This is a genomic window from Flavobacterium sediminilitoris, from assembly GCF_023008245.1.
Taxonomy (GTDB): Bacteria; Bacteroidota; Bacteroidia; order Flavobacteriales; family Flavobacteriaceae; genus Flavobacterium; species Flavobacterium sediminilitoris.
The window spans coordinates 2,246,382-2,259,571 of record NZ_CP090145.1 but is presented as its reverse complement, the minus strand read 5'-3'; the positions used below and the strand labels follow the sequence as shown (position 1 = coordinate 2,259,571).

The 13,190-nt window shown below is 31.3% G+C and carries 16 protein-coding genes; all 16 read right to left on the bottom strand.

The window, feature by feature from the left end:
* Positions 1-2: 2 nt before the first annotated feature.
* The 16 genes from LXD69_RS10200 to LXD69_RS10125 all read right to left on the bottom strand — a co-directional run bounded on the left by LXD69_RS10200 (position 3) and on the right by LXD69_RS10125 (position 13,182).
* Positions 3-545 carry a phage holin family protein gene (locus LXD69_RS10200; protein WP_246915160.1) on the bottom strand — a complete coding sequence of 181 codons (543 nt, stop codon included), beginning with the start codon at positions 543-545 and terminating at the stop codon, positions 3-5.
* Positions 542-883 (bottom strand): hypothetical protein, encoded by a 342-nt coding sequence (locus LXD69_RS10195; protein ID WP_246915157.1) that lies wholly within the window; start codon positions 881-883, stop codon positions 542-544. Before LXD69_RS10195 ends, LXD69_RS10200 begins: the two co-directional genes overlap by 4 nt.
* Position 884: 1 nt before the next feature.
* A complete protein-coding gene (locus LXD69_RS10190) occupies positions 885-1,370 on the bottom strand; it encodes a hypothetical protein (protein WP_246915154.1) in 486 nt (161 codons plus the stop codon).
* Positions 1,367-2,848, bottom strand: a complete 1,482-nt coding sequence (locus LXD69_RS10185; RefSeq protein ID WP_246915151.1) for a hypothetical protein — start codon at positions 2,846-2,848, stop codon at positions 1,367-1,369. The genes LXD69_RS10190 and LXD69_RS10185 overlap by 4 nt, the downstream gene beginning before the upstream one ends.
* Positions 2,849-2,890: 42 nt before the next feature.
* Positions 2,891-3,850: a DUF6712 family protein gene (locus LXD69_RS10180; protein ID WP_246915148.1), complete on the bottom strand. Its 960-nt coding sequence runs from the start codon at positions 3,848-3,850 to the stop codon at positions 2,891-2,893.
* Positions 3,847-5,208, bottom strand: a complete 1,362-nt coding sequence (locus LXD69_RS10175) for a hypothetical protein (RefSeq protein WP_246915145.1) — start codon at positions 5,206-5,208, stop codon at positions 3,847-3,849. Before LXD69_RS10175 ends, LXD69_RS10180 begins: the two co-directional genes overlap by 4 nt.
* Entirely contained in the window at positions 5,208-5,510 is a 303-nt protein-coding gene (locus LXD69_RS10170; protein WP_246915143.1) for a hypothetical protein, read from the bottom strand. The genes LXD69_RS10175 and LXD69_RS10170 overlap by 1 nt, the downstream gene beginning before the upstream one ends.
* A 234-nt stretch (positions 5,511-5,744) precedes the next feature.
* A complete protein-coding gene (locus LXD69_RS10165; protein ID WP_246915139.1) occupies positions 5,745-7,253 on the bottom strand; it encodes a hypothetical protein in 1,509 nt (502 codons plus the stop codon).
* A complete protein-coding gene (locus LXD69_RS10160; RefSeq protein WP_246915136.1) occupies positions 7,231-7,806 on the bottom strand; it encodes a hypothetical protein in 576 nt (191 codons plus the stop codon). Before LXD69_RS10160 ends, LXD69_RS10165 begins: the two co-directional genes overlap by 23 nt.
* Positions 7,793-8,554, bottom strand: a complete 762-nt coding sequence (locus LXD69_RS10155) for a hypothetical protein (protein ID WP_246915133.1) — start codon at positions 8,552-8,554, stop codon at positions 7,793-7,795. Before LXD69_RS10155 ends, LXD69_RS10160 begins: the two co-directional genes overlap by 14 nt.
* Positions 8,555-8,661: 107 nt before the next feature.
* A complete protein-coding gene (locus LXD69_RS10150) occupies positions 8,662-8,934 on the bottom strand; it encodes a hypothetical protein (protein ID WP_246915131.1) in 273 nt (90 codons plus the stop codon).
* A 180-nt stretch (positions 8,935-9,114) separates the two neighbouring features.
* Positions 9,115-9,636, bottom strand: a complete 522-nt coding sequence (locus LXD69_RS10145) for a DUF4468 domain-containing protein (protein ID WP_246915128.1) — start codon at positions 9,634-9,636, stop codon at positions 9,115-9,117.
* 77 nt (positions 9,637-9,713) lie between these two features.
* A complete protein-coding gene (locus LXD69_RS10140) occupies positions 9,714-10,274 on the bottom strand; it encodes a hypothetical protein (RefSeq protein ID WP_246915125.1) in 561 nt (186 codons plus the stop codon).
* A gap of 2 nt (positions 10,275-10,276) precedes the next feature.
* The gene (locus LXD69_RS10135; protein ID WP_246915122.1) at positions 10,277-10,813 is read right to left on the bottom strand and encodes a hypothetical protein; all 537 of its coding nucleotides are present in this window, start codon (positions 10,811-10,813) and stop codon (positions 10,277-10,279) included.
* Between the two features lie 11 nt (positions 10,814-10,824).
* A complete protein-coding gene (locus tag LXD69_RS10130; protein WP_246915120.1) occupies positions 10,825-11,835 on the bottom strand; it encodes a hypothetical protein in 1,011 nt (336 codons plus the stop codon).
* Between the two features lie 6 nt (positions 11,836-11,841).
* Positions 11,842-13,182 (bottom strand): S49 family peptidase, encoded by a 1,341-nt coding sequence (locus tag LXD69_RS10125; RefSeq protein ID WP_246915117.1) that lies wholly within the window; start codon positions 13,180-13,182, stop codon positions 11,842-11,844.
* Between the last annotated feature and the right edge of the window lie 8 nt (positions 13,183-13,190).

Genomic DNA, 13,190 nt, shown 5'->3' with positions numbered 1-13,190 from the left:
GTTTATTCTTTTATTTCATTTTTAATTTCTTTATAAAAACCAATCATTTTTTTAATTCGATGCCAAATATTAAAACCACACTTTGGTAGGTTTTCATGAAAAATAGAGAAGCCTTCATTTAAAATAAATATCAAAATAAAAAAAGTAGCTAGATCTATTTCCGCTTCTGAAATTCTTTTATAACTAATGTTTTTTAATAAAAAAGTTTTTTGGAAATTATAAATAACCAGAGGCGTTCCACAATAAACAATGATCTTGATAAACATTTTTTTAAACTTATCTGAAGAAAAACCTTCTCCTTTTCCAAAAAACCATCTTTCTTTTTTATCAGATTTTTTCCAATCATTGTAAGACGCAAAAAGACCTGTAATTAAATCAGCAACAAAAAACCAACATAGGACATAAAAAGCGCTCCAGATATTTACAATTATTGCAGTTGGAACTGTAGTACCAACTAAGTATAAGCCTATTAATGGTTTTTTTAAAATTTCTCCAAAAAGAGAGAATTTTGGTATAGCAGTATTTAAAATTTCTGTTATTTTCATATTGATTGATTGATTGATTTTTGACAATGATTTTTATCTAACTTATTCAGTATAAAACAAATACATTTACCAAACCAACTTAACGTTTTATCTCGTTGATTTTTACCAAGAGCGCTACTAATCGTTTCATTTACATTTCCAAATTGATAGCCTTCTTTTATTTTCATTGTAACATTTAAAAAGGTTCTGAAATTTCGATTCCCGAACTTATCCAGATCAATAGCAGTTTCAAGAAAATAAGCATTGCTCATTCCGTTTTTAAATGTCACAATCACCCAATTAATAGGTGTAATGATTATCCAAAGTATTGTAGCTATTATATAAAGTATTATTCCCATTTTAATCTTCGTAATTATTAGTTATATAATCGTTTATTAAAATTATAGCCAAATCATAATAAGGTTGCACATAAGGAGGATAAGGACTTACTTGTAATAGCTTATATCTCGCTGTTTTCCAATCGCCAGTAGTGGAAATCTGATCATAAGCAACACTTAGATTTTCCTCGATTATAAATGCTTGTTCTTCAGAAATTAAACCATTATAAATATCATTTACAACTTTTGCTCTAAAATTCTGATACGCATCCCATCCATTTATTTTATGAAATTCATATTTATTTTTTATTTCTAAAAGTTTTAATTCTAATTGTGAATTCTGAATTTCCTTGGAAGTGCCTTCAAACAATTCTATAGAATTTCCTTCACTCAACCATTCAATAAAAGTCAAATACAATTGGTTAGAATCATCAAACGGAATCATTATATAAATTCCATTTTCTATCAGATAAATTTTTTTAGAAATTATAGACTTAACATATGTCATGACAATCTTATTAATGTGTGATTAGAAAAATGAAGAGTTAAAAAACTTGCGTCTAGACCATTATTTAGCCATAGCTGAAATGCGAGTCCATCTGTAACTGCTGGTAAATCCTCTGTTTTTGTAATTATAGAACTTGTTACATTATTAAGTAAATTAAGTACTCTAAAAGAACAATTATTGGAGTTTTTTTTATTCCAAACTTCAATAATATATGGATTGTCATCTGTAGAATTAATTAAAAAGTCAGGACCTAAATCTGTTTTTGTAGCAGTACCTGTACTATCATTATTTATGATTTGCAAATTTGAATCTAAAGAGTCTATAGAAAAACCTAAAACATTAGTCAATGTGCTTGGATTAACATTCCCAATAGATGAAGTACTATCTGTTAATCCAAAAAAGAATCTACCGTTTGGAGACAAATTAACATTTACTTTAGCTGAAACATAAAAACCCAACCCAACAGAAACATTTTTCCAGGGCCATACAAAAGAAGCAGTATTCCCAGCTACATTAGCACATATTGATCTTCTTAAATTCCAAGTAGCATAAGGAGAAGTGTCATAATCGGCGCTTAAATTTGCAGTCAAATAAGCGGGAGTACCAATTGTTGATGGATTTAATGGATAGCCAATGTTAGAAAAAGAACTACCCGTTACTTGACACATGTATAGATCTCCTTTTGCTTTAAATAAACTTTCGATATCAACATTTGAGGCCCAACTTCTAAATTTTTCTGTTATCCCTGAATCACTATACAAGAATGTTATATTTTCATTTGTTGGAAAAACTAAATCGACACCTTCTTTTAAAAAAAACGGAATATTACCAACAGAATCTTCTAAATTATTAATGGTAAACGCCACTCCTGTTTTATTGAAAATTGTGATTTCTTTGTTATTGTAAGGTTCTTCAGATCCTGAAACCCCAGTAATAAGCGTTTTTTTAAATCCAGATAGCGACACCAAACTAGAATTAGTTAAAGTATAGTATGAACTCCCATCAGGACGTAATTCTAAAACAGCATTAGTTCCAGTAGCAGGATAAGCATAACTATTTGAAAATATTTTTTTTATATAAACTTCTCCAAGTAAAGGATCTGTATTGTTATCAATAGTATCACCATCAATATTCCAAGTAGTTAATAAAATAGAATTAATAGGAATAGTAGGTTGTAAGGCTATTGTTTCACTTTCTAAACCAGCCATTAATTCTATTTGATTGTTGGTATTTAAAATAGCAACATCAATTCTTTTAAAACCTGTAGTTGCAGGTAATATTTCTAAATCGTATGCAATACTGTTTTGATAGGTAAGTGAATTTATTCTCCACTTAAATCCTATTGAAAATATAAATTTATTATCATCAACTCCAATTTCTACCCCTCTAGTTATTGTTCCTAATTCAAGAATAGCGTTATTATTTCCAACTAATACAGGGCTACATGAAAATGGGTTATTTGTTCCGCTTATGCTCATAGTTCAAAATTCTTATTATTTACCAAAAAAAAATAGGACAGTTTAAATACCAAATACTCCTTTTGAATCAAAAGATTTGTAACCACTTGTTGTATCTTCCAAACCTAATATTGGAGAAGTACACATTGTGAAATCTGAAAGATTGTTTAGAATTAATTCTTTTGCAATTTTTAAATATTGCGAACCATTTGCAATTTGTTCATCGGCTAACATTTTAAGTTGATCCACACTTTTTCCATAAGATGCGCTTTCCCTTCTTCCATCACTAAAGTTTTCAAAGTCCACACGCATTCCTCTATCATCTAGAATGAATAATCCATTGTTTGATACTTTTGCAATTGTTAGCGACACAATAGCTTTTTGAATGGCTAGTTTAACAGCTTTTATATTTCCTGTAACATCAACTTTTAAAGATTCAATAAGTTCTGGGCATAGCATAGTGCTTATATATTGGTCTTGAACTAATCTAATAATAGGCTGTAAAGCAAGATAAGTTTGTCTACTATCGAAAATATTATAGTATTTAGAGAATACAGATGCACTTGGCACTAATAATTCATTGTTTATGCTACTGTAATTCGTAGCATAATCCGCAAAAATTGTAGGATTTGCTTCTAATATAGCCAATAACAAATCCATCGATTCATGTCCAGAACGAAGTAACTCTCTACGAATATCTTTTATTTGCCACCATTCTGCAGATTTTTTGTTATCATTTTGAACTACTGAAATGCCTGCACTATCCATTTGTACTGATGCCAATGGAATGTATAGAAACCAAGCAAAGTTTGCTAATGCCGAACGAAGATACTCACGAGCTTGATTTTCAATAATTGCATTTGTTCCTGTTGATTCATTTTCTAAGGCAGTATGCAATGCACCTACATATTTTCTAGTGTAGGTATTTACTGCTTTTTCAATGTATGGAGCAAAGTCTTCAAAATCAAATGAAGCAGCAATTGCTATATATTTTTTTAAATCAGATGTGCTAGTTAGTATCATGCTGTTGTGTTTTGCGTTCCTGTTGGATTTTTGTCTAAAGTAGTAAGGATTGTATTTTCAAATCCTGCTCTTATGGATGAATCCCATCCATTATAACTTGCAATGAAATCATAAGATTCCAGGGTTGTTTCTCTATTTGTTTTGAAAAGAGCAAACAAAATATTTAATGCAGTTGATTTATCAGATCCCGAACCAGCTCCGAGTTTTCCTCCTGGTATTCCTGCTCCAATCAAGGTAGGATCTACACCAAGAGCGAAAAGAACTTCAGAGTTTGCAGCTTCTGCTTCTGGAAGATAAGAACCGTTTTTTAATTTATCATCCAAAGCCGTGATTGTTACTGCAGAATGATATTCTCCTTTATCATCTTTTACTTTCATGGACTGGATAGATTTTCCAGCTTTATCATTGCCCACTAAAGCATCATTTACTTGATCGATTAAATTTTGTCTTATTTTATCACGTTCTTCAAATTTCATTGTTTGCCACTTGTCACGATACATATTAATGAAATAGAGTTCATTTACTTCAACTATGTACTTAATCGTCATCTGATTTTCAAACATTGCTTTTTTAAGAGCAGGAACAGAATTTGCAACATCCAACCATCCAGATTTTACTACGGCATGCCATTCACTTTCTGGATAAAAGGCTTCGTCTAATAATGGATAAAAAACAGGACGAATGAATTTTTTAATATCATTGGTTTTGCAATACTCACGTACTTCCTCTGGAGACCAATAAGAATCTATTAAAGGTACTTTTTCTACATATTGACTCGTAAGATCAACCGAAGAACCAGAACCAAACTTTTGGGAAATGTAAACATGTTCGACTAAACCGCTCTCTTCGTTCATTATTTCAAAACGACACCATGCTGTTTTTTGACGTTTAACTCGATTAATAGTTGTAAAATTTTCCGAAAGAATATACTCTGGAAAAGCGATGGAAAAGTATTCTAAATCGGCAATGGTTTCTTTCCAGAAACGATTCATTTGAGATTTTAGGAAAAACTCTTTTATTTCTGGAACTTCTTCGAGTGTTACTAGTTTTGGTTTTTTCTTTCCATTATCATCTACTTCATCTTTAACTAAAACAAGTCCGTTACCATAATGAGCTTTTCTTAGAAATCGTAACCCTGAAGATGCAGCACCATTTAAACGAACAGCTTTTAAAACTTGCTGAGGGTAATCGTTATTTTTGCCCCACGAAGCTACTTCTCCTTGTTTATCTTTTACTTCAACTTTTACAGCAGTAACGGTTGTATCTAATTTATCGTTTGAATTAGTAAAAGTATATGCCGCAAAAGCACCACTAGGTAAAGTTGATATTGCTATTTTTCCGTAATATTCTGTACTCATTAGTAAATGACTTTAATGTTGTTAACCGAAATGATAAAATCTATTTTTACTTTTCTTATTTCACCAGTTGACAATTCTATATTTCTAGTTCGATTTTCATAATGCATTGGAGACTTTGAAGAGTTTGTTTCAATTGCTTCTGGCAAATATTTAACTGCTTTGTATGCTTTCAGCTTTCCACCTTTTTTTGTTTGCTCATTAAATGTCCTGTACTCAATATCAAAAGGTAAATACATACCTTTTGCATCTTTATTTTTAAAAATTAGCAAAGCTTCTTTAAGGGTTAAAAACTGTTGTTCCATGATGTAAAATTCGATTTTAACTCAAAAAAAAAATAGGACAGTTTAAAATGTATTTTTAAACTTCCTATTTTTATATAATATTCTAATTTTTAAACACTTAAATAATTGAATTTTAATTATTTATCTTTTAAAAATTAGATTTATTTTCTTTTTTATAACTCTTTTGCACGCCTCTCCCTAAAATTTTTTTCACTTTCCATTTTCGGAAATGTCAGGATATATGAAAAAGGTGTTTCATGATATTCGAATTCCAAACTCTGAAGCAAAGGCATTGCTTCCTTTAAATAGATCGTTGTACATAGTTACTATAGGAATGTCAAACGCATCTGTAAGATGTGTGGCATGTTGCTGTGGAAACTCTTTGTTACGTTCATCCTTCTTGTTCTTATCTACACCAGACAATGATTCAACTGCTTCTGCACGTTCAAGTGCTATGATAAGATCTGAATTGTTTGATTCGTTTATTCTTATTCTTGGAAGGTTTCGCTGTCCCTTCAACATAGCATTAAGAAGTAAATACTTATCGAAGTGTGTAGCAGCTGCCCCACGAGACATAATGATTACAGTCCACCCATGGTTAGTAAGTAAATCGCGTACCTGTTCAAACAAAGTCAAGTGACTATTAGGTAAATGATTATTACCATCGTGCCCACCATATAGATAGATTGTTTTATTCTGGTGTGGCCTGTAATAAGGAATGAACTGCTCAATGAATAGATCATCTAATAGCTTCGGTGATTTAACCCACATTGAATTAAGCACTCTATATTCATTGGAATTGAGTTGTGATACTACCAGTGAATTGAACACTCCAAAATCTAATGATACAATTAATGGTTCATTGTGCAACACATCATTGTCCTGGTTAGAATTGAAATTCCCTTGCTTATTTAAATTTATACCTATTGTTTCTAGGTAGGTGTTGTTATGGTCCGTATAATAATGTTTATCTGGATTAAGATTCGCATAGAAACCATCAGTTATTTCTTTTGGCCTTATGTTTAGTATTTCAGCATTGTATAGCAGTTCGCTTGGTGCTTCTGCTTTCATTTCATCAAACCAGTTCTTTCTTATGTGTGGATTCCAAAACGCATTCGACTTACTAAAATAGTATAAATCTGGGCGTTTCTTTGCTTCTTCTTCAATGTCGGTAAACCATTTACCCTTTTTATTTATCGGTGTAGAAGAAGCATATATTTCAGCTCCTAACATAGAGCAATTTTTGAATATTTCTTTTTGCGCTCGATTCGTAGTTTTTACATTGTTGTATAATTTTTCAGGATCCAATAATGCTGCTTCATCTCCTATTCCTCCATAAGAATTAAGCCCACGACCCGTATTTGGATTATCCAAAGATACTAACTGATGAATAGCTCCATTTGACCAGTGAATAATGTTATTCCATTGGTTAGGTGGTTGGAAAGGCATATCAAAACCATGCTTTTTTCCACATCTACCCACAACATAGTCAACATCTTGGTATAAATTAAACATTTCAAGACCTTCAATGGTAGAAGGCAATGTTCTAGATAATATTTGTGAATATGTTGCACCAACCAAAAAAAAAGATGCTCTAGGCATTTGAACTACTTGCTTTCTAGCTCCATAAGCTAAACCAGTTGATTTTCCAGAACCCCTACCCCATTCCCAATAGTTCTTTTGCTTCATATTTATGAATGCATGAGCTTGTGGAACTGTAAGATCTATTTTCTTTATATTTTTAGGATTCTGCATCTTGTACATCTTCAAAGTCAATATCTAAAGCTTCTGTTCTATTAAAATCGGCTACACCTGTTTTGTCGCTTTGCTTTAATAATTCTAGGTATTTTTTAGCAATAGCAAATTGTATTTCTACATTTTCCAACTTTTCTGGATTAAATTCCAAATCCTTTTCATCTAAATCACCATATTTTGCCAAAAGATCAAGTGCTTTCATTTCTGCTTTAGAATCTCTGTTTCTTATTGCTCTTAGTAAAGCATCTTTTACCCATTCTTTCCACATTGCTTTTTCAGCTGCTTTTTCTGTCTTAAACACAGAACCAAACAAGCTTTCGGAATTTCTAATATCTATATAAGCTTGTGCTTGACTTAATCCATGATCACGAACTAGCATATTTGCAATTTTGAACTTTGGAAACTTCTTTAATAATAAATTAACAACCAGAACCCATCTTTCACGTATTTCATTTACAGATTCACTCAATGGATAATGTTCTGGATCATTGTAATAAGCCGAAATCTTATCAAAGGTAGAATCGCCTATTTTTACTAACATTTGTCTTTTATCCTTTGCCATTAATTAGTGCTTTAATTTGGGTTAATTCATCATTTTTAATTATTAAGCTGTTTTCCTGTTTTGCGATTGCACGATGTAATCGATTGCTTTCATTTAAAGAAGAAATTGTTTTTAAAATTGCTCTATTGGCAATTAGTCTTTTATTTATTTTAGAAATTGAAGCAAATAAATACTGTTCTTTTCTTAATAGTTCAGCTGGAGCCAATTCATTAAATTTAGATTCTTTTTCCTTTGGTGCTACTCTATGCTTTTGCCAATAGTCAATTTTTTTCCAGCAATTAGAATTTTGTTTTTGCTTTTGGGAAATAGCAATTTGTAATTCTAAAGCTTTCTTTTCAGCATGTGCTGGCAAATCGTTTAATTCAACCTTTATAAAGCACATTTCTTTAAATAAGTTATTAGCCTCTAATAATACAGGTCTTAATTCACCAGGTAATTCGTGAAAGTATAAGGCTTGTTTTGTTTGTTCTGAAGTAGATGATTGTGCAATATGTTGAACAATTGAATTTTTGGACAAAATTTGTCCAGAAGTTTTTTGTACAACTGTAAATTTTTCTTTTACAGTTGGTTCTATTACTTCTTTAGCAAACTTTTTAAGTTCATACTTTAATTTTTCTAATAATTGTATCGATTGCTTTCTTTTGAAGTTTTTAAGCAATGTTTTATTATGTGAAGGAAACGTTTCATATAAAGAAACGCCTTCATCATAATTACAACCATTATTTATCCATTTTGTTACTGCATCCATAATACAAAGTTGTAGAAATGGAAAGCGTAAAAATAGGACACAAAAAAACCACATTAATAGAACTACTAACGTGGCTTTGGAATGAATAACGCCTTTTCAGTCAAAAATTAGAAATCTAAATATATTTCTAATGTTAAAATATTATCTGGCAATTCTTTTAATTTTATAATTGCCTGTGTTTTTCTAATGGATAACCAAGTATCTAATGCTTTATTTCTAGCATCTATATCATCACAGCATTCGCTTCGTAAATAATTCATAAATGCATCATCTGTGGTTTTGGTAACTTCTTCATACTCTTGTTTAAAGAAAACATCGTTTTCAATAACTTCTAGCGTGGTGGTGTTCCACATTTCTGGATTTTTGATGTGTTTTGTCATAACATATAAAATATAAGGTGAAAGGAGCTGACCAGTACACATCAAAAGAATTTGAAGTAGAAACTGTCGGGCATTACTGTTACCGAACTCCTTTCATATTAATAATAATGTTTTTGTAAAATCAGAGAATAAGAACTTTTAATGTGTTTTGTCGAGACAAACATACAAAAGTTTTTTTAATTACCAATCACTTTTTTTATTTTCAATATTTCCAGAAACATAATTGTAAAATGAAATACTTGTATTACTAGCCGTTTCATTAAGTGTATCAAAAGGAACTTTTTGAGTTTTTTTTATGCTTCCATCGCTTTTAAAAAAATATTTATAAGAATATGATGCTTTTTTGGAACCTGCATAAAACTGACCAATAATATAATTAAAACGATATTTACCATCTTTAAAATTTATTTCTATAACATAGCTATAATCATAGTAATTAACAATTCCAAGTGCTTTTGTTTGATATCCTTCATTAGCAAATCCATTTATTCTAATCATGTTATTTTCGATATCTCCTTTCAATACTTCAGTAGGATTTTTGTAATAGGTTTGAATCCACTCTTTAGCTTTTACATAAATTTCAGCAGCAGTTTTGTCTTTTATTTCTACAACAATAGGTTCAAATCCGTTTTCGGTTAATTTTGGTAATTCCTGTCCAAAAGAATAAAACGAAATCAATACTAATAAAATAATTTTTTTCATGTTTTAAAAATTTAAGTTTTAACAAATATAAAAAAACTCCTGCTATGAACAGGAGTTTAACAAACTAAAAAAACACATTATGGTACAGGAGTTAATTGTAAAGCACCTTTATAAATAGATGATGGCCATTTTTGCTTATCCTTTAATGTAATGGTAACTGAATTTTTACCTTCAATAACCGCTTCAATTGAATGTTCAATTCCTTCTACCCATGCAGGTAAACGTTTTGAACCTAATTGTCTCACATTTCCAGTTCCAAATTCTACTACATGGAAAACTAATTGTTGGTTTTTAATCCAACGAAGGAAACCAAGTAAGTTTGCTTCAGAACCACTTACTTCAACTACTAATTCATTTTCAAAAAGTCTTCTTGCTTTTTCTCCTACCATTGTAGATTTAATAGTTCCTGTTTCGGTAACAAATTTCAATTCAAACATTTGTTTTCCTACAGCCATAACGTGTCCTGGTGTATCTGGAATTTCAACTAATTCTGCAAAAGTTGAAGCGGTTACAGTTCCACAAATGTCAGCAGGATCCTCAATGCTTACATAATCGCCATGTAAAGAGTAATAAACTTGCGATAAGCCTGCGACAGGTTCGCAAACTTCAGTTCCGATATCTTCTAATGTAACTGCCATTTTTATAATTTTTGAATGAATGGAGACTCACCTATTACTAAAGAGGTAAGAATTTCTTCATTGGTTAACAATTCATTTTTTGAATACACTTTCCCTTCAAACTGCAATTTATTGGGACAACGTTTTGAAAAAGTGTAATTTCTTCCATTTACTTCAAATGGTGTAATTTCTTCTTCTTCCTTAGCTTTTGCTTCTTCATCCGCTTTGGCTTTAGCTTCTGCATCCGCTTTTTCCTTAGCCTCTTGCTCTGCTTTGGCTTTAGCTTCTGCATCCGCTTTTTCCTTAGCCTCTTGCTCTGCTTTGGCTTTAGCTTCTGCATCCGCTTTTTCCTTAGCCTCTTGCTCTGCTTTGGCTTTAGCTTCTGCATCCGCTTTTTCCTTAGCCTCTTGCTCTGCTTTGGCTTTAGCTTCTGCATCCGCTTTTTCCTTAGCCTCTTGCTCTGCTTTGGCTTTGACTTCTGCTTCTGCTAATCTAGCAGCTTCTAATTCTTCTGGAGTAGCTCCTTCCGTAGAAGGAGCATTTTTATTATTTTTTGCCATAATTACTAAAATTAAGGAGTTACTGCTAAAGTTTCAGAATCATAGTATAATGTATTTTGTGCTGCATTTTCCAATCCTTTTTCAGAACCATCAAAAACAGCTACATAAACCAACTGATTGATTAAGAAATCATATCCAAGGAAGAACTCCATAAAGATTTTTAATTTGTAATCTAAAACTTGTGTTTCAGTTACAGCTGGTTTATCCAGCACATCGATTAAACGAACCATGTTCCCATCTACCGTTGTCCAAATAATATCATCTGGGATACTTGGTAAACCTACAATTTCCATTTTAGTCAATGGTGTTTTCATATTGCCCTCAGCAGTATAGTTTACATTTGTACCGTATTCTTTTTCATACTGATCTGCAAATGTCATAGCTAATGAATCACTCATAAATAAGTGTTTACACTTTCTACGTGTTTTCTTTGGTAATTGCTTTTCAAATGATTTTATTTCATCTAAAATATTTGAAGGAGTGATTGCGTTTAATGGAATTCTAAATGCTGGATGTGTCGCATTTGCAATTGCATTTTCAATTTGTTGTGCAATTCCATCAAGTGAAGCACCAAATTGACCATCAGCATTTAAATCATCTCTAACTCCTGTTTGAGATAAATCTTCTAAATCATCAGCAACTTTAGCTAATAATTCAGTCATGATATATTTTGAAATAGGATGTTCTGCAGCTGTTTTACCAGTAGTATACAATTCTGCTAACCAACTATTTAAAATTTCTGCAGGGATAACAGGAAAATTAACTTTGTGATGATAATTTTGAAGCATTTTGTGCTTGAATTGAGCATCACCAAGTTCCTGCCATTCTGCTTTAAATCCTTGAACTACTCTAGTAAGGATAGAATGAAACTGAGGAAACTTACCTTTAATAGCTGTTAGCGTTTTACAGTATTTATTAAGGGTAACTTCTGCCGAATAAACACCTGCAGAAATAACTTCAGTATTATTCTTTACATATTCGCCTACTTCTTTAGCGACATCTTGTACATTAATTGTTGCCATTGGTTATTATTTAATAGAGTTAGCAATTTGATTATGAGAAGCAGTTGCATCAACATAATCTAATGTTGGTGTTGCATTTCCATCTGCTTTAACGTTCGTATGATTAGCTCCATCTCCTTTTCCTAAAACTTGCGTTTTAGTATTTAAAGCAGTTAGCTTTTCAGTGATTGTGCCTTTTACTTCCATACCTAAGTTTGTAAGTACAGCATCTACAGAAGTTTCAAATGCAGCTGCATTATTTGTTGCTTCTGTTAATTGATCAGTTACTGCTTTTACAGCAGTATCTTTTTCAGTTGTAGCATTTGCTACTGTTGTTTGCAAAGTAGAATTTTCAGTTTCCAATGCATCCAAACGATTTTCGATAGTGTCTAACTGTTCCGTGTTTAAATAGCTCCCATTCTCACTAAGAGCTAACGGAGCATCTAAACCCAAAACTGCTTCCACTTTTGGAAGAGATTTTTGGTTCATATTACTATTTGAATTTAAATTATTACTTGGTTTTTTTGCTTTTGAAAGTTCAACTACTTTATCAAATGCAGTTTGCATAGTACCTATTTCATCTATTAATCCTTTTGAAAGAGCTTCTTCTGGTCTTACAATTTGACCTTCAAATAAAGTTTCATCTATCGATTTTCTAAACTTTTTAATATCGGAAACAAATTGTTCTCTAGCTGGATTCAAAATGTTTTGAATAATCAATTCATTTGAATTTTCATTTTGCTTTTTTCTATGTTCTTCATTTTTTCTTGACGAACCAGTTGCATAAATATCTTCAATAACTGCACCTTCATTTTTTAGAATTCCATCTAAATCAACATATTTGAGCATTGTTCCAATACTTCCCAAATATTCTGCATATTTATGAGCTATTTTATAATTGCAAGCAGAAGCAACATACTCACTTGCAGAAGCCTGTGTACCATCAGTAAAAGAAACGGTAGGTTTTGAATAGTTGAAGATAAATTCACAAAATTCAGCTAATCCAGAAACCTGTCCACCAGGACAATCAATATCAAAAACAACTCCAATAATAGAATCATTAGATTCCCATTCCTTTAAAACACGCATCATTGTTCTGGTTCCTATTGGTCCACACATTTGATCGTATTTAAAAAGAGGTTGCTTTATCGATAAAACAGAAATGTATTGAGAATTTGAAGATGATTCTGGAAGGTCTTCATAATAGGAATCATCATCAATTGAATTGAATACAACTGGAATTTTATTTTCAATAGCTTCAATTTTCGTTCCTTTTACAATAGATAATAAATTAGGCATCAATGAAGAAGCACCTAAATCGGTAATCATCCAAGGAGAATTTAATAAGCTTACTAAATTTGAATTCATAAAAATAT

What these genes read in the sequence shown, in the direction of transcription:
- LXD69_RS10200 (WP_246915160.1), bottom strand. Translation starts at nt 545, where the DNA reads ATGAAAATAACAGAAATTTTAAATACTGCTATACCAAAATTCTCTCTT.
- LXD69_RS10195 (WP_246915157.1), bottom strand. Translation starts at nt 883, where the DNA reads ATGGGAATAATACTTTATATAATAGCTACAATACTTTGGATAATCATT.
- LXD69_RS10190 (WP_246915154.1), bottom strand. Translation starts at nt 1,370, where the DNA reads ATGACATATGTTAAGTCTATAATTTCTAAAAAAATTTATCTGATAGAA.
- LXD69_RS10185 (WP_246915151.1), bottom strand. Translation starts at nt 2,848, where the DNA reads ATGAGCATAAGCGGAACAAATAACCCATTTTCATGTAGCCCTGTATTA.
- LXD69_RS10180 (WP_246915148.1), bottom strand. Translation starts at nt 3,850, where the DNA reads ATGATACTAACTAGCACATCTGATTTAAAAAAATATATAGCAATTGCT.
- LXD69_RS10175 (WP_246915145.1), bottom strand. Translation starts at nt 5,208, where the DNA reads ATGAGTACAGAATATTACGGAAAAATAGCAATATCAACTTTACCTAGT.
- LXD69_RS10170 (WP_246915143.1), bottom strand. Translation starts at nt 5,510, where the DNA reads ATGGAACAACAGTTTTTAACCCTTAAAGAAGCTTTGCTAATTTTTAAA.
- LXD69_RS10165 (WP_246915139.1), bottom strand. Translation starts at nt 7,253, where the DNA reads ATGTACAAGATGCAGAATCCTAAAAATATAAAGAAAATAGATCTTACA.
- LXD69_RS10160 (WP_246915136.1), bottom strand. Translation starts at nt 7,806, where the DNA reads ATGGCAAAGGATAAAAGACAAATGTTAGTAAAAATAGGCGATTCTACC.
- LXD69_RS10155 (WP_246915133.1), bottom strand. Translation starts at nt 8,554, where the DNA reads ATGGATGCAGTAACAAAATGGATAAATAATGGTTGTAATTATGATGAA.
- LXD69_RS10150 (WP_246915131.1), bottom strand. Translation starts at nt 8,934, where the DNA reads ATGACAAAACACATCAAAAATCCAGAAATGTGGAACACCACCACGCTA.
- LXD69_RS10145 (WP_246915128.1), bottom strand. Translation starts at nt 9,636, where the DNA reads ATGAAAAAAATTATTTTATTAGTATTGATTTCGTTTTATTCTTTTGGA.
- LXD69_RS10140 (WP_246915125.1), bottom strand. Translation starts at nt 10,274, where the DNA reads ATGGCAGTTACATTAGAAGATATCGGAACTGAAGTTTGCGAACCTGTC.
- LXD69_RS10135 (WP_246915122.1), bottom strand. Translation starts at nt 10,813, where the DNA reads ATGGCAAAAAATAATAAAAATGCTCCTTCTACGGAAGGAGCTACTCCA.
- LXD69_RS10130 (WP_246915120.1), bottom strand. Translation starts at nt 11,835, where the DNA reads ATGGCAACAATTAATGTACAAGATGTCGCTAAAGAAGTAGGCGAATAT.
- LXD69_RS10125 (WP_246915117.1), bottom strand. Translation starts at nt 13,182, where the DNA reads ATGAATTCAAATTTAGTAAGCTTATTAAATTCTCCTTGGATGATTACC.